Genomic DNA, 19,315 nt, shown 5'->3' with positions numbered 1-19,315 from the left:
AAAACTGATTTCGACTTGTATAGATACTTCTCGCCACGCGGGATTTTCGGCGGAATCGCGACGCTTGAAGCCTGTTCTGTTTGGAGAAAAAGAAGGGGATACAGCCCGACGCAAAACGGGAAAAATTTTGCGTTTTGGCACCTTTGCGCGCAGGTTTTCATGTTGGCAAATGTCGAACTGTCCCGCCCCATTGATCCAGCCTGGTTGTTGTCATTAAGGGCACCTGCGCCGACCTCAGCCACGGCAGAAAAAGGCGCAGTCGCATATCCGGCGGGCAGGCGTCGAATCGGTAGCCAACGGCAAAAGCGCGGACGAAACTGACACCGCTTCAACTCCAACAAATGTCAGCTTTTGGTTTGCATCGACCAATCGAATGCTTTGACCTCAAGCGCCTCGTCTCTGAAGTAGAAATGGAAGTGCCTGGCACCCAAGCCGTTCAATTCGATCCAAGGTGTTGCGTCTAGATCATCCCACGTATCGCCCAAAATTTCGTAGAACTCGCCCCAAGCCGGTGCGAGGCCACTGAAACGACACTGTCCACCGTACCAGCCGTGGTCGTTTACGCTTGTTATGCGATATCTTTCGCAATTTTCAAATCTAACCAGGATAAACGAGATGCGGTCGAATTCAGGAAAAATGAACCGGTTGGGCTCAAAGCGAGCGACGAGTGAAGTGTCGTCCTGCTCGACTTGGAGATCAGGCGCATTCGGTTCCGCATTCCAATCAGCGTTGAGTTGGATGAATTTCATCATCGTTAATTTGTCTCACACGATACCCTCGGATGCTGGATAGCAGACCTTTGTGCAACGCGCAGCATCGGTCAAGTTGGGCTCCAAGCTGCCATAGGAGTGCTCGCAGCATCTTATCGAGTCCGATACCGGAGCGCATCAAGGACGGCCCATTCCAGTCGTTCGGCTGACCCCCTATTTGCCGCACTTGAACCCGCAAAGCTGCCATGCGCTGAAGGTGCAATATCTGGGCTTGGTCGAACTCGCACTTTTCGGAATGAAGTTGCCTCGGAAACGGAACCGTTAAAAGGCCTGCCCTTGGGCTCGTAGCGGTCGTTTGTGTCGGCGCCGCAACGGAGCCTTGGTCATCCATAGGCAATGGAGCGGATGGCCGAGATTCAACCTAATACACCATTTGTTTTACTGCAAATCGAATCTTGGCATTCGCTGCGCAGCTAGGTTGTCACTATGAGAATGAATGCTGGGGATTTCAGCCTTGTAGAAGCTAACCTTCACTCCGGCTTTAAGGCCACGCCCATGTAAATGATTGCGCGTGACGGAAGCGGGCCAAATACAAAGTCCCCTTTTCGGTTGATCCACCTAGGGCCAAGCCCGCAGGTCGGTCCAACAGACAGCCCAACTTTTTTCATGATATCCTCCAGCTCACCTGGGCGGATGAACAAGGCTGGATCATGGGTGCCTTTGGGAAGCAGCTTCAAGAGATCTTCAGCCACGGTAATGGTTGCGAAGCGGGCCAGGGAGTTGCGATTGATCGTGTCATAAAGGAATGTGCCATTCGGTTTGAGGACGCGGTCGATTTCAGAAATAACCTTCGCGAGGTCGCTGACATGTTCCAGAACGTCAACGCAAACGACCGCATCAAAGGCTGCATCCTCGTAGGGGAGCGCCTCTCCGACACCCACATCATACCGGATGTCCAACCCGGTCTCCGCAGCATGAGCGCGGGCGGCTTCTATCGCCTGAGCTGCCGGGTCAATGCCAGTCACTTCGGCGCCTTTTTCAGCCAGCGCTTCAGCCATGAACCCTCCGGCGCAGCCGAGGTCGAGCACGGTCTTTTCTTGCCAGTCGATGTGCCGGTCAAACCATTTCAACCGCCCGGGCACCAGGTTTTTCAGCGTACGCACCCAACGGATTTCGTCCGACCACCAATTCGCCGCCACGTCGTCGTAGATTCCCAGGTCATTGCGTTCAGGTTTTGCCATTGGATGCGGTCCTTGTGAGGGCGGGCACGGCGTAGGGAACGTCTTTTTTATAGTCACGGAAACGGTCTCCGTACCGTTTCTCAAACCGGCGTTCCTTGAGTTTCGGCGCGAGCAGGCAATACGCGGTGAAGGCAATGGCCAAGGCAAGCTGATCCGGCGTCCAGACGGGCACTGTCCACAGGGTAAGAGCAAAGGCAACGTATATCGGCTGGCGGATAATCCGGAACAATCCTGTTGTCGGCATATCGGGAAAACGCAGCTTGGTGTTCTTCATCAAGGACATCCAGCCGAGCGCGCCCGCCTGCACTTCAGCTCCGGCATCCCAGCTTGCTTTGATCAGAAGAAACCAAGAGAGACCATATAGGGATGTGATCAAGAAGAGAACCCAGCCCTCGGCCTGCCACCAGATGATCCCGCTTGGTGTCCAGAAAGTGAAAAGGACAAAGAGCTGCAGAGATGCGATGATCGCATAAGTCGTTGTACCCAATGTGCCGCCATGCGGGCCAGGAACAAGGCGGGACAAAACCTGCATGCCGCGCCCTGTCAGCAACAATGAATGAGCGATAGGGAATTGAAGGATCAGCAGGCCGTTCACGAGGGCTGCATAAGGCCATGCGACCTTCCCGAAGCTTTTGCTCATTCCAAAGTACATCGCAACGATCATGGCCAGAGCGCCGGCTGCAAAGACCAGATGCACGGTCGCGCCGAAAATGAGGGCAAGCGCAATGCGACCTCTCCCCGGCGCAGGATCAAGAACACCGCGGATGAGTGCGAGAATGCGTTCACTGTGCATTTCCGTTGCCATCAGCGTGCCTTTCCCCGCCACTTCAGAGACTGAAGATTGAGCGCGTATAGGTCCGCGGTACCTGCGGTAATGGCGCGGCAGAGCGCGACGGCTTCTTCCGCTTGCAGCATGGTGAGGTGTTTGTAGGCCGGACGCGGGATGTGGTCGTACCAGACACCGCCGCTGATTGTGTCGAGGACGATCCGCTGGAAACAGTGGTCGTTGACCACCGGCCAGTCTGTCTCTGGCAGCGCTGACATATGGGGCATGACCTCACGGGTCAGGTGCAGGTAATCGCGCACAAGACCGTCGCGAACATCATTGCTGGTGTCGGAGTCAACAATCATGGATCACCGCGCAAGTACGACGTCTGACTGAAAGTCGAGGTCTTTTTCGATAGCTTCGATGAGATAAACCGCAACCGAAGCGCGCGAAATCAATCCATTGCGCCATGTCTCTGGCTCGCGCAGGATCCGTGGATCAGACCGTGCGCCTTTCGTCAGGATGACGGGGCGCGCGATTGTCCAATCGAGGGTACTTTCCATGATCAGTTCTTCCTGGCGGTCCTTGTCCTTGTAAGGCCTTCCCAAAACGGCACGGTGGCCAAGCTGTTCAAGGCTGCTCATCGCGGATTTTGACCGGCCTGCGCCAAACCCCGTCACTGCGACAAGCCGCGATACCCCAGCTTTTTGCATCTCGGGAATAAGAAGACGGGTGCTTTGCGAGAACAACGTCTCTTCTTCCCACAGCATCGCGAGGCGTTCCTTGATGCCAAGCGCATAAATGACCGCTCGAACCCCATCCAAGGCCGAGGCGACGCTGTCTCGGTCAAGGGCATCTCCGCGAAAGGGTTCAACGAGATCACTGGCTGCCAGATCATCGGCACCACGCGCAAAAGCGCGAACCGGCAGTTCCCGCGAGGTCGCCTCCGCCATTGCGGCAGCCCCGATGCCCGAGGTCGCGCCCATGATGAGGATTGGTGCCGTCAATTGAGCATGTCCTCGTACAGGCTGTGGTAGACGCGATGCTGCGACAAATCTCTGCGCGCAAGGCTGTCTCGTGCTTCCCGGTCACGGGTGTCCTCCCATGGGTGGTCTACGCTCGGGACAGAGGCGCTAGGGCGATCCAGCCTCGACAGGTCGGTTTGAGAGGCGTCTATTCTTTCGGTCACTTTGGCGGTCTCCTTGTCTGGTGAACTTGAAACATGGCGTCGGGCGTTGCTACTCACTGAAAACACCCGGGCTGGCGTTGCGTTCCTGATGCGGCGGCGGCATTTGCGTCACTTTCAGCCGCTGACCATATCCCAGCAGCAATAAGACGAGAGCGACACCGATGATGGGCATATGGCCGATGAATTCGATCAGCGCCGCTTCATTATTCCCCTGAAGAATGAAGACGATGTTGGACAATGCCATCATCACCGAAAGGGTGAGGACGGCCAGTCTGACCGTCGTCCCGAGAATCAAGACCATACCAATGGCAGCCTCGACCATGCCTGCCGCTAGGACAAACATCCGGTCATCAAAGAAGCCGATGCCGAGCACCTGCATGAAATTCCACTGATACTGAGCGACAAAAACCTGACCAAGCGCGGAGGGAGCGAGTTTTTCGCCAACCGCAAGGGCTACAAGCGAGATGCCAGTCCAGATACGCAAAACATCAACGGAATACGGTTTGAATCGCGCACTCAGTTTTGGATCCTTGATGGCATTAAAAATCAGGAAGAAGGCAATGCCGATGAAGATCGCATATTCAAGAGCGGCCATGATGCCAAAGTTGACGGCCACGCCGGTGTGCAAGACAAGGATCAGACCGCCAGCCCAGAGGATCCAACGGTTTGCGATCAGCATGATCCCGATGCCAGCCTGAAGGAACAACAAGGCCGTGCCAAATGATCCTGCCACCTCCTTGTGAGGAGCGACCAAAGCACCCTCGTAGGCGGTCAGAAGAAAACTCATACCGGTGAACACGCGCAGAATTTCCATGAAGTCGTGGCGTGTTTTCGTGCCCGCCACCTCCAAATCCGGCAGCTTGCCATCGAGCCAAATCGAGACGCCAACCAAGACGGCCGCGATGCCCGCCCAGAGGATGAAAATAGGCTCGGTCAATCCGTAATTCGCAAGCGGCTCTGCGCCGCGCTCGACAAACCAGTTCACGTGCGCGCTGGCAGTCGTTGCACAAGCAAGCGCGCAACAAATGCCAATTAACACACAGTTATTCAGTCGCGTAAAACGGATAGAGCCTTTTGTCATGCTTGAGAGAGATAGCGCTCTCCTGAAGAAAAATACCCTCGGCGGCGGTTCGTCGCACGCGATTTTCGTGCACCGGCACACGCATCACCCGACATTTTTTCCAAAATGATGCGCTCCGCTGCGATTGACAGACTGTGCAATCATTCAGTCCTAGGAGCATTCGGCTCAAAGCCGACGTTGATCCTTGTGCAAGTCGCCGCACCATAAAGTCCTCAAAGCGGAATTTTGAGGGTCAGCATATTCAAGCTTTGCTGTAACACCCCCGCCACCATTGTTTGCAAGGTCCAGATGTGCCCCTTGTGCCTCTGCCAGCATGCGCGCGATTGTCAGGCCCAAGCCACTGCCGCTTTGACCTTGGGTCCGGGCCATATCCGCGACTTCGAAGGGCTCAAACACCCGTTCCAGATCGGCAGCTTTCAGGCCGGGTCCGTTGTCGGTAATCGTCACGCTCGGCGGGTCTGCTCTGATCTCTACATCCGCACGGGTGCCGAACTTTAATGCGTTGTCGACCAAATTGACCAATATCCGCTCAAGCGCGGGTGGGTCGGCCGGTACGAATACGTCTTCGATCGGATGGTACGTGATGCTCTTGCCATCGTAGTCCGCTAGCACGTCACCGACATAGGCGTTCAGCTCAATCGTTTCGAGGTGCGCTGAGGTAGCGTTGCGGGCAAGGTCCAGACAGTTCTCCAACACACGCTCCATCTGTACGACATTGCGCAGGATATCGGCAGTCTCAGGCATCGGCAACGCTTCGATCTTCAGTTGCAAGCGTGTGAGATGGGTGCGCAGGTCATGGCCCAGCGCGCCAAGCATGACCCCGCGTCTGGTCAATAGGTCATCAAGCTTGATCTGCATCGCATTGAAGCTGGCAATCAGGGCCTGTGCCTCGCGCGATCCGCCCGGCGGGACGATTTGCGGCTTGCCGTGTTTGCCGAAGGTCTCGGTCGCTTTGGCCAGCCGGACCAAAGGCCGCGTTTCGACGTGAAGCGCGAACAAGACGATAAGCGCTGCAACAGAAGCAAAGATACCCGACCACCATCCGATGGGGACAGAATACACCTGAGTCAGCAAATCATCGCGGGTCTCGACGATCAAAGCATCGCCGTTCTGAAGGCCGACGGCGATGCGCAGAGGGAAGCGCGTCCAGATCGACCGGTCCCCCCATCGAATATCTGAGTCTGCGAGCGTCTCGGGAATTGCGACAAAGACGGCGACGGGGCGTCCGTTCAGCTGGCGTTCATAGTCCACAAATATCCTGTCGACTGCTGCCAACCGATGATCGACGGGTCCCAGATCGTCAATATCAAGCGGTGTCACCGCGACCCGCAGATTGGGGCCGTTCAGAGCGATCAGCACGTCGGTCGGATCGTCCGTAGCCTCAACCAAATCCGCCATCGCGATGACCCGTTCGGGAAGCGGAAAGCGATAGCCCGGAGCTGACCCCTCACCCCTGTCGGTGACATAGCGCCAGACAAGAAACAGCTGCGTCACCAGCAGAAGCAGAGCAATGATCGCGATCACCCGCGCAAAGGCGCCAAAGCCCAAGCGTTTCACCGCCGCACCTCTGCCGTGAAAATATAGCCGGCGTTGCGGACGGTTTTGATGATCCTTGGGTCGCGCGGATTTTCCCCCAGTTTCGTGCGCAGGCGACTGATCTGCACATCGACAGTACGGTCAAAGCTATCGGCCAGCCGCCCCTGACTAAGGTCCATTAATTGATCGCGCGACAGCACGCGCCCAGGATTTTCCGCAAAGGCGCGCAGCAGGGCAAATTCGCCAGAAGTCAGGCCGATGTCTGTTGCGCCCTTTTTTACCTCCATCCGGTCGAGATTCACGTCGAAATCCGCAAAATGCAGTGACGCGCCTTCATGTGGCGAATTTGGTTGACTGCGGCGCAAGATGGCCCGCAAACGCGCTATCAATTCACGCATCGCGAAGGGTTTGCCAAGGTAGTCATCGGCCCCAAGTTCCAGTCCGACAACGCGATCGATCTCATCCGTCCGAGCGGTTAGCATGAGGATCGGCACATTCGTTATTGCGCGCAACCGGCGGCAAATGGAAAGGCCATCTTCACCGGGCAACATTAGGTCAAGGATGATCAGATCAGGTTTCTGATGCGCCATTAATCTGTCCAACCCGGACGAATCCGGAGTCAGGGCCACGTCAAACCCTTCCTGGCTCAGCCGGTCTTGGGTCAGCGGCCCGATTTCGGGGTCATCCTCGACCATGATGATGCGTAGCGCAGTGTTCATTTGCTTAGCCTAGCGCGGATCAACCGTACCAAACCAGCCTGTCCGCAGCCCCATTAACAAAACGTCACAAAGCGCAATCTGCCGGACATTCTGGAGCAACATGCGCATGGCAAACAGGTTTCATCGGACCCTTTTATCAGGAGACACAAGATGAAGACCTTTTTGGTATCAACTGCTTTGCTATTGGCCACGGCAAGCCTTGCACAGGCTGAATGGCAATCCCAACGGACAACCACAGGACCAAATGGCGTCACATCAAATGCAACCACATCTGTCATGCGCGACGGCACGACACGCACGACACAGACAGAAGTGAGTCGCAGCAACGGCACAGGCTATGCCCGTGACGTTGTGCGCACATGGAACCCGGACACCAATAGCTGGACAAGGTCTGTCACCGGTCGCACCGCCGATGGCGGGGTCTGGACGAACGATGGCGCCGGCGCGTGCAGCAACAGGACCTGCCGCAGCAGGTCAACCTACGTCGGACCGCAAGGTCGCACGATCCAGAGCGAAGGATCATCGCAGTTCAATCGCAACAGCGGTGAGAGGCGCTGGAACTGGTCATCCAGCTCAGGCCGCACCGGTACTGGCACACGCACATGGCAGCGTTTGAGATGAGGGTGTTCTGCCAAATTGCGCTGGCAGTTGGATTGATGGTGCAGCCCCTGCAGGCTGAAAGCTGGCAACAGGCAGTGCGCAGCGAGGTTGCCGCGATCGAAGACGCGGTCGCCCCTTACCGCGATATCCGTCAGGCACAGGCCAAAGGTTGGCGGCGCACGACCTCCCATGTCCCACTCATGGGTGAACATTGGACCCGGCGTGACGGCGTGGATTACGTTATCGGCGATGCGTTGGATCTGCGCAGGCCCTCCAACCTGATCTATGCGGATCTCGGCGGACGTATGGAGCTGATTGCGGTGTCATACGTTGTGCGCATCGGGCCCAACGACCCGATGCCGGAAGGCTTTAGCGGTCCTGCGGATGTTTGGCATGTCCATAATCTGGACCAGATCCTTGCTGCTCTGGGTGAAAAGCGCCCCCTAGTCGCGGGTCTTGGGTCGCGCTGGGTTTCGCGAAATTTTGCCCAGGACGGCAATCGCAGGCTTGCGATGGTACATGTCTGGCTACATGGCAATAATCCGGCTGGTGTGTTTGAAAATCTGAACCCCACATTGCCCTATCGCCGGCTTGGCCTTGGTTCTGTCTATTCCAGCGGGGCGAGTCTGGAGGCTGCCCAAGGCATTGCGCTAGCCCATCCTGACGGTTGCGAAAATGAACTTAGTGGCAAGCTTTGGCTGGCTGCAGTGACAGGACAGAGGAAACGGACGCTGGCGCAGGTCTGTCGCCAATTGCAGGCGCAGGTACAGGCAGCACTGGATCGGCCGCCGGCGGAACTTAACCAGTTTGCGGCAGAGGCTTGGCGTGTGTTCGATGCCCAAAGGTTCATGGTGTTAAGCGGCGATGAACAGCGGCGCATGCTGTCAATTGTCGAGGGCGCGGGAGGGACATGTGCTGTCGTGCAATAGGAGCCGAAAGATAGAAACAGCCCAAAGCCGACATGCGCCAGTCAGTATCGGTGTTGCAGTCGCAGCCCACGTTGCTGCCATTCGCCGCCAAATGTAACAGGCAGAGACACTGACACGACGTGCCGTCATTAGTTGTGTCGCCTTCCGGCTCTTAACTTTTCTTGCAATCACTCTTCTCTGATCACACAGCTCTTTTCGCGGAGGCCAAGAAACCGACGAAAGGCCAATTGGCGCGTCGTCGCCGCGGCACCGCAGTCGCTGATTGAGGCTGCGGATCAGAGCCTAGCCAGTGGGCAAAGGCGTGTTCACCATGTCTTGGGCCAGCGCGAGGAAACCTTGCGCCTGGTGCTTCGCCAGCAGCTTCCCCTTGTCCGCCGCGCCAAGGTGGGCCTCTCCGACGACGCCGAAAGGGGACAGATCCGACGCGATCCAGCCATAAGACGTGGGACCAATCGGGGGAATGGCAGCATCCTCAGCTGTGGACCGGAAATCCTGCGCCTTGGTCATGTCCACCGTTTCCGGGCGGAATGCCAGCATCAGGGAGGTTTCGCGGTCGCCGCCATGGATGCCGAATTGTGCCTCTTGTGCGCTGAACATGCCTACGGGCGCGCCAAAGCTCATCCATTGCGTCTTGACCGCCAGCATGCCGGCCTGCACCCGCAGTTCACGCGACAGGATCGACACTAGATCGAGATTTCCGCCGTGGCTGTTCACGATCACGAGCTTGCGCAGTCCAGCGCGCGCCACGGACAAGCCGATCTCGGTCCAGGCACGCAAAGCTGTTTCGGCGCTGAGCGTGACAGTGCCCGCCGCCCAGAGATGTTCATTGGATTTGCCGACCGTTTGCACGGGCAGTATCACCAGATCCAGATCATCGGGACACGCGGCGCGCACCGCGGCAAGCATCCCTTCGGCGATCAGCGTGTCGGTGCCCACGGGCAGATGCGGGCCATGCTGTTCGATGGCCGCCGTCGGCAGCACGGCGATGGTCCGGTCCGGGTCAAGCGCCGGGAAGTCGGGCGCGCGCAGGTCGGCCCAGTTGCGGCAGGTCATGGAACCTCCTTCGGGGCATAGGTAGCGTCGAGACGCGACTGCAAGTAATCTGCGGCGCGGATCGGGGGATATTTGGGTCCTCCTGTTCCGGGCAGGGCCTCAATGATCGTGTCCGGGTTCGCCTCGAAGAAAAACGCGACCGAGCGGCGCTGGCGTTTCGGGGGCAGCACGCGGTGCGGGGTCGATACGTATCGGTCGTTGGTCCAGCGCATCAGGCAGTCACCGATGTTCACGACGTCAGTCCCCGGCACATGCGGCACGTCCGTCCAGTCGCCGCCGCGCGGTTTGACCTGTAAGCCCGGCTCGCCATCCGTCATCAAAAGCGTGATCGCGCCGTAGTCGGTATGCGCGCCCGCGCCGATTTCCCCGCTGGCCCCTGTCCCGGGCGGATAGTGGAGCAGACGCAAGGCTGATAGCGAAGTCTGGAACAGCGGTTCAAAGTGAGCCTCGGGAAGACCCAGTTCCAACGCAAAAGCCCGGTGCAGGGCCAAACCCTGCGCAAATGCAGCATCATAATAGGCCAACATCGTGTCGCGAAAGCCATCCAGTGCGGGCCAGACATTAACCCCGCGAAACGGAATGCCAGCCACCACGTCCGGATGATCCGGCGCCATCTCGAGCCCGATATTGAAGGTCTGTTTCGTATCGACCTCGGGTGCGGTTTCATCCAGTGACTCGTCCCCCGGCTTGGCCCAGCCGCGAAAATGGGGGTTATTCAGGATCGACAGCGCCTGCTTGTCAGCTTCGGATAATCCAAAAAAGCGGTCGGCCTGGGCGAACACCCGGGATCGCAGATCTGTCGGGATGAGACTGTTTTGCAAAAGGAAAAACCCCGTCCCGGTGACGGCGGCGCCCAGATCGGCGACAAATCCGTCCCGGTTGGTGTCAAAGCGGGTCCAGTCCAGAATGGGGATCATGCGGTCAGTCGCTCCATTTTACGGGCGACCTTTTGAAGGTGGCGCGCGCGGCTTGCATCGGTCGAGCTGTCCATCAGGTGATGCGCCGCGTAGACGGTTCTGCACCCTTTGGCGCAAATCGACCGCACGCCGCGCGTGAGCATCCGCTTGCCCGGTGCGCCGATGGCCTGCGTGAGCCACCATGACGCGCCGCAGGTGGTGAACACGCCGATCCGTTTGATGTGCGTCAGGCCGGGGCGGATGTTGTCACCTTCGCCCTTTGGCATGATGAAGGCAACGCCGGGCAGCAGCACCCGGTCCAGCCAGCCCTTGAGCATCGCAGGCAGCCCGTACCACCAGGTCGGAAAAATAAAGATCAGCGCATCAGCCCATTGCACATCCGCCACATCCTGCGCCACGGGGGCGGCATTGCAGCTTTCATCGAGATAACAGTCGAGCTCATGTTCCGTCAGCACAGGCATGAAATTCGACCGGTAAAGATCGCGCAGACGATACTCCGCCTGCACGGCGTCCAGATGCGCGGTGACCGCGTTCAAGACGGCGGAGTTGAAACTGTCCTGCTTAGGGTGGCAGAAGATGATGAGCGCGCGCATCAGAATGTCCTCAGTTGGTCTCCGACATGGGTCAGGAACTGGCGGCGGGTCGCATCCGTGGCCCGGTTCATGTCGTAAAGGGCAAGGTATTTGGTGGTCCGGGGACGGCACACGTGCCAGACCGCCCGGGTGACACATTTGCGGGGCGGGTCGCCACACAACATGGCGCGCAGACGGGTACCGCCATAGGTGGTCACCGCCGCAAGCCGCCGGATGCGCGTCAGGTTGGGCACGACCCTGCCCGTCTCGAGCCGAAAAGATACGCCTGGCAGAAACACCCGGTCGAGAAACCCTTTGAGGATCGCCGGATAGCCGAAATTCCAGACCGGAAAGACCATGACCAGTACGTCCGCCGCGCGCACCCGTTCGACATAGGCTTTGACTGGTTCGATGTTGTCCGGCGCGTCGTGATAGCCGCGCCGCTCGGCCTCGCTCAGCACCGGGTCAAAGCCTTCGGCGTAGAGATCGCAATCATCCACGTCCCAGCCACGCGCCTGCAACGTCTCGACCGTTTTGGCGTGCAGTGCCTGATTGTAGCTGTCGGGCACGGGATGTGCTGCAAGAACGAGGGCACGGGTCATTCGGCGGCTTGCATCTTGGGGTAGGCGTACATCTCGGCGTATTTCCAATCGGGATCGTCCCAGGCAATCATTTTACCCGGATTAAGCAGCCCCTTGGGATCGGCCTCGCGCTTGAACGCAAGTTGCTGGTCATCGACGGATTGCCGTCCGCCTTCTTCGAGCGTGTAGCGATGCGGGTTGAAGATCATCGCACCTGCGTCCTCGTGCATTTTCACGATCTCGTCCAGCCGTTCTTCGGTGGTGAATTTCACAAGGCTCAGACCGGCGAACATCACCTTGCCGTTTTCCCTGAGCACCTCCAGATGCTGCAAGACCTCAGGCGAAAGAGAGGTGCGCATCTTTTCAATCAATTCAAGGTGCTGGGGAAAACCGTAGCGCACTTGCAGATAGGTGATCGATGGATCGAACTTGAGCGCGCGCAGTGTCGTGTGGTTCCAGCCATATTCAAAGACCAGGCCGGGCGTGCGATCCCAGTCGGACGCATCGCTGCGGTAGATCAGCTTGGCCTCAGGGCGGCGGTCAAGGAAGGTCAAAAACCCCTCCATCGACTGCGGCGCGACCATCAGTCCGATCAGATTGTCACCGCTGTCCACATGCGGGGCAACGCGCTGAAAGTAGTCTTTGGCTATGGGGGCCTCGAAGACGGTGGCAAGCTTGATCAGGATACCGTCCTCGTTCCCCAGTTCTTCGGCAAAGCGGGCGGCGTCCATGAAATCCTCTGTGGTGAGGAACAAATCGACCCAGTCATAGGCTGGAGCGAGCGGAATCTCGATCTCGGTGATGATCCCGTTGGTGCCATAGGCGTGGCTGACGCGGGCCAGCTCTTCGCCACGGAATTCCAACACACGCGGCTCGGCCTCCATCGTGACAACGCGCAGACGGATGATGTTGCCCAGATCGCGCAAGCTGCCCCAGGTGCAGGACCCGACGCCGCCAGACCCCCCAGCGATGAAGCCACCGATTGTGGCAGTGGCCCATGTCGAGCTGAACATGCGGATTTCCTGACCTGAATCCGCCTTGGTCGCGGCATCCAGATCCTTGAGCAGGCATCCCGGTTCGACCACCACGCGACCCGGCGCGATCTGTTTGACCGCGGCCATCTTATCCATATGCATGACGCAGCCGCCCGCCAGCGGCATGGCCTGTCCGTAGTTGCCTGTACCCGCGCCCCGCGTCGTCACCGGCACGTTGTGCTCATAGCAGACTTTCAGGATCTCGATCACTTCGGCTTCGGTCTTTGGAGAGACCACGAAATCAGCGATCACGTGGTCAAGCCGGGCTTTCAAAACAGGTGAGTACCAGAAAAGTCCCGCGACTTGGCCTTGATGGCCGCGGCGGACTTTTCGATCTCAAGATGCGACAGGGCTTGCTTGGCGGCATCGATGTTCATGTCGTCTCCCATAGGTGATCAAGTTCGGAATAATCAGGCAGCGTGGTGTCGATCTGGCGGCCGCCGCGCAGGACGATCCGGTCGCCATGCGGGCGGGACAAAAGCTCTGTCATCTCGCGGGCGCGGAAGATCACGAGGTCATCGGCCGTCGCCTGTGCAAAGCCGCAGATCCGCGCAGGCACGTGGGCGAAACTGTCCAGCCAGTCGGTGCGGCTGTGGTCCAGATGCGCGATGCGCGTGGCCTGCCGCGTGACCTCCAACATATCGAGGTCGCCATAGGCATAGAACGGATCGCGCGTGTTGTCAGAGGCAAAGGCCACCGGAATGCCCCGGTCGCGCATTTCATGCACCAAGGTGACCCCGCGCCGGCGCGGTGTGCCCGTGCCGCGATCCTGAAGGTAAAGGTTGCACATGGGCAGGGACACCACGTTCATCCCGGCTTTTGCCACCAGATCCAGCGTGTCCAATGCGCGGGTTTCATTCTGAGTGGACAGCGAGCAGCAATGGCCGACCGTCACCGGAGCGTCGAACCCGGTTTCGATCACGGTCTGCGCGATCAGGCGTAGCGTCTCGGATGTGGCGTCCATCGTTTCGTCGACGTGAAAGTCCGCCGCCAGACCGCGTGCTGTCGCCATGCGGAAAAAGCCCAGAAGCCGGTCCTTCAGATCAGGCACGGGGTAGGTCACCATGCCCAACACGCCACCATATCGGGTCACAAGATCGGCGGTATGGGCGAAGTCGCCCTCCTCCGAGAACTGGTCGCATCCGATCAAGCAAACGGCTTGCAGGTCGATGCGCCCGGCCCACTTCGCGCGCAGCTCGTCGAACAGGGGCCAGCTGATGTCTGGTTGCGGCGGGATGGAATCGAGATGGGTGCGGATCGCCCGTGTGCCATGCGCATAGGCGCATTTCAGTGAAAAGCTCATCCGGGCGCGCAGATCCTCGGCGCTCCAGTTGGCGTGATCCGCCCGCACGGTGGTCAAGGCCCCCATGAACGACCCATCCGGGTTCGCCGCGCGCGGCCAGATATGGCCCTTGTCGAGATGGGTGTGCATGTCTACGAAAGCGGGCGCGGCAAGGACGCCTTTCATGTCAATGGCCGCGCCCCCGCCTTGCAGGGCTATGTCACGGCCTGTCCATGAACCGCCTGCATAGGTCTTCAAGTTGGTCAGAGTGCAAGGACCATTGGGCAGCGTCAGAAAAGACATCAGATTTCCCGCTTCAGCGCACTTTCATGCCACTTGTGCAACAGGGCATGCGACAGCAGCGACAACGCGGCAAAGATAAAGACCCCCATGGTGGCAACCAGCGACAGGGCGGCAAACATGCGCGCGATATTAAGGCGATACCCGGCCTCTTGAATGCGGAATGCCAGACCGGCGCCAACACCGCCCGTGCCCGCGACCAGTTCGGCGACCACTGCGCCGATCAGGGACAAGCCCCCAGCGATCTTGAGACCGCCCAGGAAGTAGGGCAGAGCCGAAGGCAGTTGCAGCATGTAAAGCCGCTGCCATCGCGACGCACCATAAATTCGGAACAGGTCGCGCAGATTGTGATCCACCGAATTGAGCCCAAGCGTGGTCGAACTCAGCACCGGAAAGAAGGCAACGATCCATGCGCAGAGCAGCATGCCCACCGTCTTGCTTTCGACATAGATGAAAATGAGCGGCGCGATGGCCACCACCGGCGTGACCTGAAGGATGACCGCGTAGGGGTAGAAGGACAATTCCACCAGTTTTGACTGATTGAACAGGATGGCCAACCCTGCGCCGCCGACCACAGCGACGATCAGTGCCAGCAAGGTGATACGCCCCGTCAGTAATGCGGCCTCCCACAGGATCGGCCAGTCGTTCACCAGGCTGGCCCAGACTCGCGACGGAGACGGCAGGATGAAATGCGGGATCTCGTTCCAGACGACAATCCGGTCCCACAGCCCGATGGACAGGATCATGACCGCGAGGGGCAATGTCCATTTGGCGGTGCGTTCGATTCGGACCTTGCGCAGGCGTCGGGTTTCTTCGCTGTCCACCACCGGGACGTTGACTTCGGACGTCATGCAGCAGCCTCCATCGCCTGCTCCAGCGCGCGCGACGCGGCACGGCAATGCGCCACATAATCCGCCGAGGTGCGGAACTCCTCGTCGCGGGGGTAAGGCGCATCCACTGTGACCTCTTCGATCACCCGGCCCGGGCGCGCGGCCATGACCATGATGCGGTCTGACAGGAACACGCTTTCAAACACCGAATGAGTGACGAAGATGACGGTGCAACCGATACGTTCCTTCATCTCCAACAGATCATTGTTCAGCTTGAAGCGGGTGATTTCGTCCAATGCGGCAAAGGGTTCGTCCATCAGGATCAGTTTGGGGTTGGTCACCATGGCCCGCGCAATCGATACGCGCATCTTCATCCCGCCAGAAAGCTCTCGGGGGTAGGCATTCTGAAACTTCTCCAGCCCCACCAGCTTGAGGACGGAAAGGATATCGTCCTTCACGCTCGACAGGGTTTTCCCCTCAAGCCGGAAGGGCATGTAGACGTTTTGTGTCACCGTGGCCCAAGGCATCAGCGTGGGTTCCTGAAACACCACGCCCAGATCGCCCTTGCCGCGCGGTTGCGCCCAGTCGATGAGCCCGGATGTGGGGACCGAAAGCCCCGCGATCAATCGCAGGGCGGTCGACTTGCCGCATCCCGAGGGCCCCAGGAGCGAGATGAAATCCCCTTTGCGGACCGTCAGAGACATGTTCCGGAGGGCCTGCACATCGCCGCCGAACACCTTGTCGACTTTGGCAAGGCGCAGGATTTCCTCTCGCTCGGTGTTCATGGATCTGGCCTTATCCCTTGACGTCCATGCCAACCTTCTTGTTGGTGAAGTCCAGCGTGTAGGACGCTTTCCAATCGACATCGGCCTCGATCACGCCTGCATCGACCATCTTCTGGAAGAAGTCGCCGATCACCTCGTCCGACATTGCGCCGATCCCATTCTCGAGCGCTCCGCCGCTGTCGACGATGCCCTGTTCTTTCATCATATTGCGGGCGAAATCGATCTTGTCCTGTGTCATATCGGCATTGGCCCCAAGGATCAGTTTGTCAGCCTCGGTCGGGTCGCCATAGAGGAAATTGTACCATCCGGTCAGCGACCCATCGACAAAGCATTCCACGACTTCGGGGCTGTTCTCGATGGTCGAGGCCATCGTTTCGATCGTGGTCGCATACGAGGAATAGCCTGCATCAGCGATCAGAAAGACATTGGGTTTGAACCCGCCTTCCTTTTCCACCAGGTAGGGTTCGGACGACAGATAGCCCTGCATGGCCAGCGAGGTGTCGGCCAGGAACGGCGCGGGATTGAACGTGTAGGGTTGGCGCTGCTCTACGGTAAAGCCATGGGCGGCGATCATCCATTGGTAATAGCTTGTAAAGCCGTTGTCGCCGATCAGCAGCGTCTTGTCCTTCAGCCCCTCCCAACTGGTCACGTCGGGATGGGCCACGATCACCTGCGGATGTTTCTGGAAAATCGCCGCGACGGCCACAACAGGGACGTCTTCCTTGACAGCGTTGAAGGCCTGCAACATGTCGCCGCCCATGTGGAACTGGATCCGATCCGCCAGCATCAGCGCGCGGTTGTTGACCTGCGGCCCACCTGAAATGATTGTGACGTCAAGGCCGCATTCGGCGTAGGTGCCGTCCGCAACGGATTGGTAGAACCCGCCGTGCTCGGCCTGAGCAAGCCAGTTGGTGCCGAAGGTGACAGGTGTCAGATCCTGAGCCGCCACAGCGGCGGGCAAGGTGGCGGCAATGGCGAGGGTAAGTGGCAGCTTCATGAACTCTTCTCCGCAAAAATGGATGACTCGGTGTCAGAAATCGTTCAGGAAACCCGCCTGAACCGGAAGCGAAGCCTATGATCTTCCCTTGAAATGCATGTGATCCGCCGTGCAGTGGTTAAATTTCAAACAAACAGTGCGTTTTTTAAGCGATTGCAGGCCGGCAATTGTGGGTTTTGTCTTTTACCGAAAGCTGACGAAGATCGACGAGCACAGCAGAAACCAAACTTGCCTGCCATTCGCCCGCTTCGCCCTGCATCGAACCAAGGCCACATTGCCGTGCAGAAGCGCCCACTCAAGCCAAAACACGCGTGGTTTATCCGTGTGCGACTTGAGCTAGCCTAAAACCAACCTGACCTAGGATTGCTCGAAATGGAGCTCGACATCAAAGTTCACGATTGTTGTTTTGTCCAGATGCAAGTCGTCGATGTCATGGCGTCTAACCAAATCAAGGAACGCACTTCAGTTCTGCAGAGCAACACACAGTTGCCGATTCGGTTTGAGACATCTGAAACTATTGAATTCTGGGGAACTTGGGCAACTGTTGCTTTCGGCCTTTAGCTGCCGTTCGCCAAGCATGGCCGTCGCTGCGGTGCGGCCCGTCATTTCGGACATTCGCTACATGAGCAAAATCTAGGCTATGATGGATGAACGCTGCGTGGGATGAAGCTGCTATCCGATTTCTTCAAGCAAAGGTTCGCTCAATGCGCCCTGCGACCAAAGAGCGGCTACCTCTTCCAGCCCTCGATGGTCTCCATCGCCACCTGCGCCATCGGCGCGGCGGCCGTGGTCGATCCCATCAGGCGAATCTGGCTGAGGGCGCCCCATAGCAGGCCGAGGAGAAACTCAGCCTTCCCATTCGGATCGCTGACACCGTCCGCATCTGTGGCTGCCCGGAAGGCGTCAAACCACATTGTGCGATAGGCTTCGACAGCCTCACGAATCTTCGGACTTGCGCGGCCGAGCTCGAAGACAGTGTTGACCATCAGGCAGCCACAATTCGTCACGTCCTCGTCGTTCTCCGTCGCCTGCGCAAGACTCTGGAACATCATCTGCGCCGCCTGCAGCCGGGGCGGATCGAAGACCTGCGCAATCACGCCTCGCGCCATTTCGGTGTAAGTCGCAAGAACGCGCAGGAAAATGTCCTCCTTGTCGCCGAAAACATTGGCGATGCCCCTCACGCCAATGCCGGTCGCGTCCTCCAGCATACGTGTGGTGGTCCCGTCATATCCGTGTCGCCAGAAAACCTGCACCATCCTTTGCAGGGCTTCATCTTCGTCGAAATTTCGCGGTCTGGCCATTATTTTACATCACGTATTGCAATACACTATCTGATCTGCAATATACATCGCACGATGCAAAAAAACCAGACGCATCGCGCATCAAAGGAGAAAATCATGCCAACCATCCGTGTCACCGTCCCGAAAGCCGCCTGGTCGAAGGACGAGAAAGCCCAGATCGTCGCCAATTTGACCGACGGGCTCAACACCGTCGCTGGCGATGCCGGCAAGGGCGACATCAAGCAATATATTAACGTCCACATCGAGGAGACCGCCGAGGGTGGTTACGCGATGGGCGGCAACGTCGTGGGTTGAACCCGACATGGCGACGTGCCTCGGCCGCCGTTTTCCCGAAAGGAGCAACGACCATGAAAATCAGAAAAATACTCACTGTCAACGCGCCGCCCGACGCGGTGTGGGAAATTCTCGGGCCAAACTATGTCCGCGCGGGCGACTGGGCCTCCAGCGTCTATGTCTCGGGCGCGCGACCCGGAACGCCCAAGGTCGCGGGCGCACCTGCCGCGGGGCGGACATGCGAAACATCGCTTGGCCCGTTCAGCGAGACCATCGAGGCCTATGACGAAGAGCGCCGCCATGTCGAGTATTCCGCGACGGGCGACAAGATGCCAGGCTTTATGAAGGGTCTGCGGAATGCGTGGACCGTTCGGCCAAAAGGCGGCGTGAGCGAAGTCGAAATGGAGTTGAACGCCGACATCGCGTTCCCGTTCAACGTGTTGATGAGCCCGATGATGCGCCTGCAGTTCGGCAAAGTCCTGCGCGAGGCAACTGAAGAGCTGAAGCACTATGCAGAGACCGGCAAGCCGCATCCCCGCAAACTGAAAGCCGACAGCAGCAAGAAGGCCATCGCGGCGCGCACTGCCGCCGCCTAACACCCTAACACAAAGGAAAAACC

Annotated in this window: 22 protein-coding genes; 4 read left to right on the top strand and 18 right to left on the bottom strand. The window is 58.5% G+C overall.

Annotated features, from left to right (window positions below; genetic code table 11):
* Window positions 1-344: 344 nt before the first annotated feature.
* The 8 genes from ACERZ8_RS09490 to ACERZ8_RS09455 all read right to left on the bottom strand — a co-directional run bounded on the left by ACERZ8_RS09490 (window position 345) and on the right by ACERZ8_RS09455 (window position 7,242).
* Window positions 345-752 (bottom strand): hypothetical protein, encoded by a 408-nt coding sequence (locus ACERZ8_RS09490; protein ID WP_407591960.1) that lies wholly within the window; start codon window positions 750-752, stop codon window positions 345-347.
* 488 nt (window positions 753-1,240) lie between these two features.
* The gene (ubiG, locus tag ACERZ8_RS09485; protein WP_407591959.1) at window positions 1,241-1,951 is read right to left on the bottom strand and encodes a bifunctional 2-polyprenyl-6-hydroxyphenol methylase/3-demethylubiquinol 3-O-methyltransferase UbiG; all 711 of its coding nucleotides are present in this window, start codon (window positions 1,949-1,951) and stop codon (window positions 1,241-1,243) included.
* Entirely contained in the window at window positions 1,938-2,756 is an 819-nt protein-coding gene (locus ACERZ8_RS09480) for a methyltransferase family protein (protein ID WP_407591958.1), read from the bottom strand. The genes ubiG and ACERZ8_RS09480 overlap by 14 nt, the downstream gene beginning before the upstream one ends.
* Window positions 2,756-3,082, bottom strand: coding sequence for a hypothetical protein (locus ACERZ8_RS09475; RefSeq protein ID WP_407591957.1), 327 nt, complete (start codon window positions 3,080-3,082; stop codon window positions 2,756-2,758). Before ACERZ8_RS09475 ends, ACERZ8_RS09480 begins: the two co-directional genes overlap by 1 nt.
* Window positions 3,083-3,085: 3 nt before the next feature.
* Window positions 3,086-3,724 (bottom strand): NAD(P)-dependent oxidoreductase, encoded by a 639-nt coding sequence (locus ACERZ8_RS09470; protein WP_407591956.1) that lies wholly within the window; start codon window positions 3,722-3,724, stop codon window positions 3,086-3,088.
* Window positions 3,725-3,955: 231 nt separating this feature from the next.
* Window positions 3,956-4,891, bottom strand: a complete 936-nt coding sequence (locus ACERZ8_RS09465; protein WP_407591955.1) for a hypothetical protein — start codon at window positions 4,889-4,891, stop codon at window positions 3,956-3,958.
* Between the two features lie 261 nt (window positions 4,892-5,152).
* Complete coding sequence (locus tag ACERZ8_RS09460; protein ID WP_407591954.1) at window positions 5,153-6,544, bottom strand: sensor histidine kinase; 1,392 nt, start codon at window positions 6,542-6,544, stop codon at window positions 5,153-5,155.
* Window positions 6,541-7,242, bottom strand: a complete 702-nt coding sequence (locus tag ACERZ8_RS09455) for a response regulator (RefSeq protein ID WP_407591953.1) — start codon at window positions 7,240-7,242, stop codon at window positions 6,541-6,543. The genes ACERZ8_RS09460 and ACERZ8_RS09455 overlap by 4 nt, the downstream gene beginning before the upstream one ends.
* Before the next feature lie 656 nt (window positions 7,243-7,898).
* On the opposite strand from ACERZ8_RS09455, the gene ACERZ8_RS09450 reads away from it, so the two are divergent.
* Window positions 7,899-8,771 (top strand): hypothetical protein, encoded by an 873-nt coding sequence (locus tag ACERZ8_RS09450; RefSeq protein ID WP_407591952.1) that lies wholly within the window; start codon window positions 7,899-7,901, stop codon window positions 8,769-8,771.
* A 282-nt stretch (window positions 8,772-9,053) separates the two neighbouring features.
* Here the strand turns inward: ACERZ8_RS09450 and ACERZ8_RS09445 are convergent, their stop codons facing one another.
* The 9 genes from ACERZ8_RS09445 to ACERZ8_RS09405 form a co-directional block, all read right to left on the bottom strand.
* Window positions 9,054-9,824 carry a creatininase family protein gene (locus ACERZ8_RS09445; protein WP_407591951.1) on the bottom strand — a complete coding sequence of 257 codons (771 nt, stop codon included), beginning with the start codon at window positions 9,822-9,824 and terminating at the stop codon, window positions 9,054-9,056.
* The gene (locus ACERZ8_RS09440; RefSeq protein WP_407591950.1) at window positions 9,821-10,741 is read right to left on the bottom strand and encodes an isopenicillin N synthase family dioxygenase; all 921 of its coding nucleotides are present in this window, start codon (window positions 10,739-10,741) and stop codon (window positions 9,821-9,823) included. The genes ACERZ8_RS09445 and ACERZ8_RS09440 overlap by 4 nt, the downstream gene beginning before the upstream one ends.
* Complete coding sequence (locus ACERZ8_RS09435; RefSeq protein WP_407591949.1) at window positions 10,738-11,334, bottom strand: NAD(P)H-dependent oxidoreductase; 597 nt, start codon at window positions 11,332-11,334, stop codon at window positions 10,738-10,740. Before ACERZ8_RS09435 ends, ACERZ8_RS09440 begins: the two co-directional genes overlap by 4 nt.
* A complete protein-coding gene (locus ACERZ8_RS09430; RefSeq protein WP_407591948.1) occupies window positions 11,334-11,915 on the bottom strand; it encodes an NAD(P)H-dependent oxidoreductase in 582 nt (193 codons plus the stop codon). The genes ACERZ8_RS09435 and ACERZ8_RS09430 overlap by 1 nt, the downstream gene beginning before the upstream one ends.
* Window positions 11,912-13,180 carry an FAD-binding oxidoreductase gene (locus ACERZ8_RS09425; protein ID WP_407591947.1) on the bottom strand — a complete coding sequence of 423 codons (1,269 nt, stop codon included), beginning with the start codon at window positions 13,178-13,180 and terminating at the stop codon, window positions 11,912-11,914. The genes ACERZ8_RS09430 and ACERZ8_RS09425 overlap by 4 nt, the downstream gene beginning before the upstream one ends.
* 121 nt (window positions 13,181-13,301) lie before the next feature.
* Window positions 13,302-14,468: a cytosine deaminase gene (locus ACERZ8_RS09420; protein WP_407591946.1), complete on the bottom strand. Its 1,167-nt coding sequence runs from the start codon at window positions 14,466-14,468 to the stop codon at window positions 13,302-13,304.
* A 44-nt stretch (window positions 14,469-14,512) separates the two neighbouring features.
* Complete coding sequence (locus ACERZ8_RS09415) at window positions 14,513-15,361, bottom strand: ABC transporter permease (protein ID WP_407591945.1); 849 nt, start codon at window positions 15,359-15,361, stop codon at window positions 14,513-14,515.
* Window positions 15,358-16,125, bottom strand: coding sequence for an ABC transporter ATP-binding protein (locus tag ACERZ8_RS09410; RefSeq protein WP_407591944.1), 768 nt, complete (start codon window positions 16,123-16,125; stop codon window positions 15,358-15,360). Before ACERZ8_RS09410 ends, ACERZ8_RS09415 begins: the two co-directional genes overlap by 4 nt.
* Before the next feature lie 10 nt (window positions 16,126-16,135).
* On the bottom strand, window positions 16,136-17,122 hold the full coding sequence (locus tag ACERZ8_RS09405) for an ABC transporter substrate-binding protein (RefSeq protein WP_407591943.1): 987 nt from the start codon (window positions 17,120-17,122) through the stop codon (window positions 16,136-16,138).
* Window positions 17,123-17,494: 372 nt separating this feature from the next.
* On the opposite strand from ACERZ8_RS09405, the gene ACERZ8_RS09400 reads away from it, so the two are divergent.
* Window positions 17,495-17,683, top strand: a complete 189-nt coding sequence (locus ACERZ8_RS09400; protein ID WP_407591942.1) for a hypothetical protein — start codon at window positions 17,495-17,497, stop codon at window positions 17,681-17,683.
* 167 nt (window positions 17,684-17,850) lie between these two features.
* Here ACERZ8_RS09400 and ACERZ8_RS09395 read toward each other — a convergent pair whose 3' ends face one another.
* The gene (locus ACERZ8_RS09395) at window positions 17,851-18,423 is read right to left on the bottom strand and encodes a TetR/AcrR family transcriptional regulator (protein WP_407591941.1); all 573 of its coding nucleotides are present in this window, start codon (window positions 18,421-18,423) and stop codon (window positions 17,851-17,853) included.
* Between the two features lie 96 nt (window positions 18,424-18,519).
* Between ACERZ8_RS09395 and ACERZ8_RS09390 the strand changes: the two genes are divergently transcribed.
* Both ACERZ8_RS09390 and ACERZ8_RS09385 read left to right on the top strand, forming a co-directional pair.
* A complete protein-coding gene (locus ACERZ8_RS09390; protein ID WP_407591940.1) occupies window positions 18,520-18,717 on the top strand; it encodes a tautomerase family protein in 198 nt (65 codons plus the stop codon).
* Window positions 18,718-18,770: 53 nt separating this feature from the next.
* Window positions 18,771-19,292, top strand: coding sequence for an SRPBCC family protein (locus ACERZ8_RS09385; protein WP_407591939.1), 522 nt, complete (start codon window positions 18,771-18,773; stop codon window positions 19,290-19,292).
* Window positions 19,293-19,315 lie beyond the last annotated feature (23 nt).

Origin of the sequence: Tateyamaria armeniaca (assembly GCF_045797845.1) — a bacterium.
GTDB classification, from domain to species: domain Bacteria; phylum Pseudomonadota; class Alphaproteobacteria; order Rhodobacterales; family Rhodobacteraceae; genus Tateyamaria; species Tateyamaria armeniaca.
The sequence above is the reverse complement of the archived record's forward strand: the minus strand, read 5'-3'. Positions and strand labels throughout refer to the sequence as shown.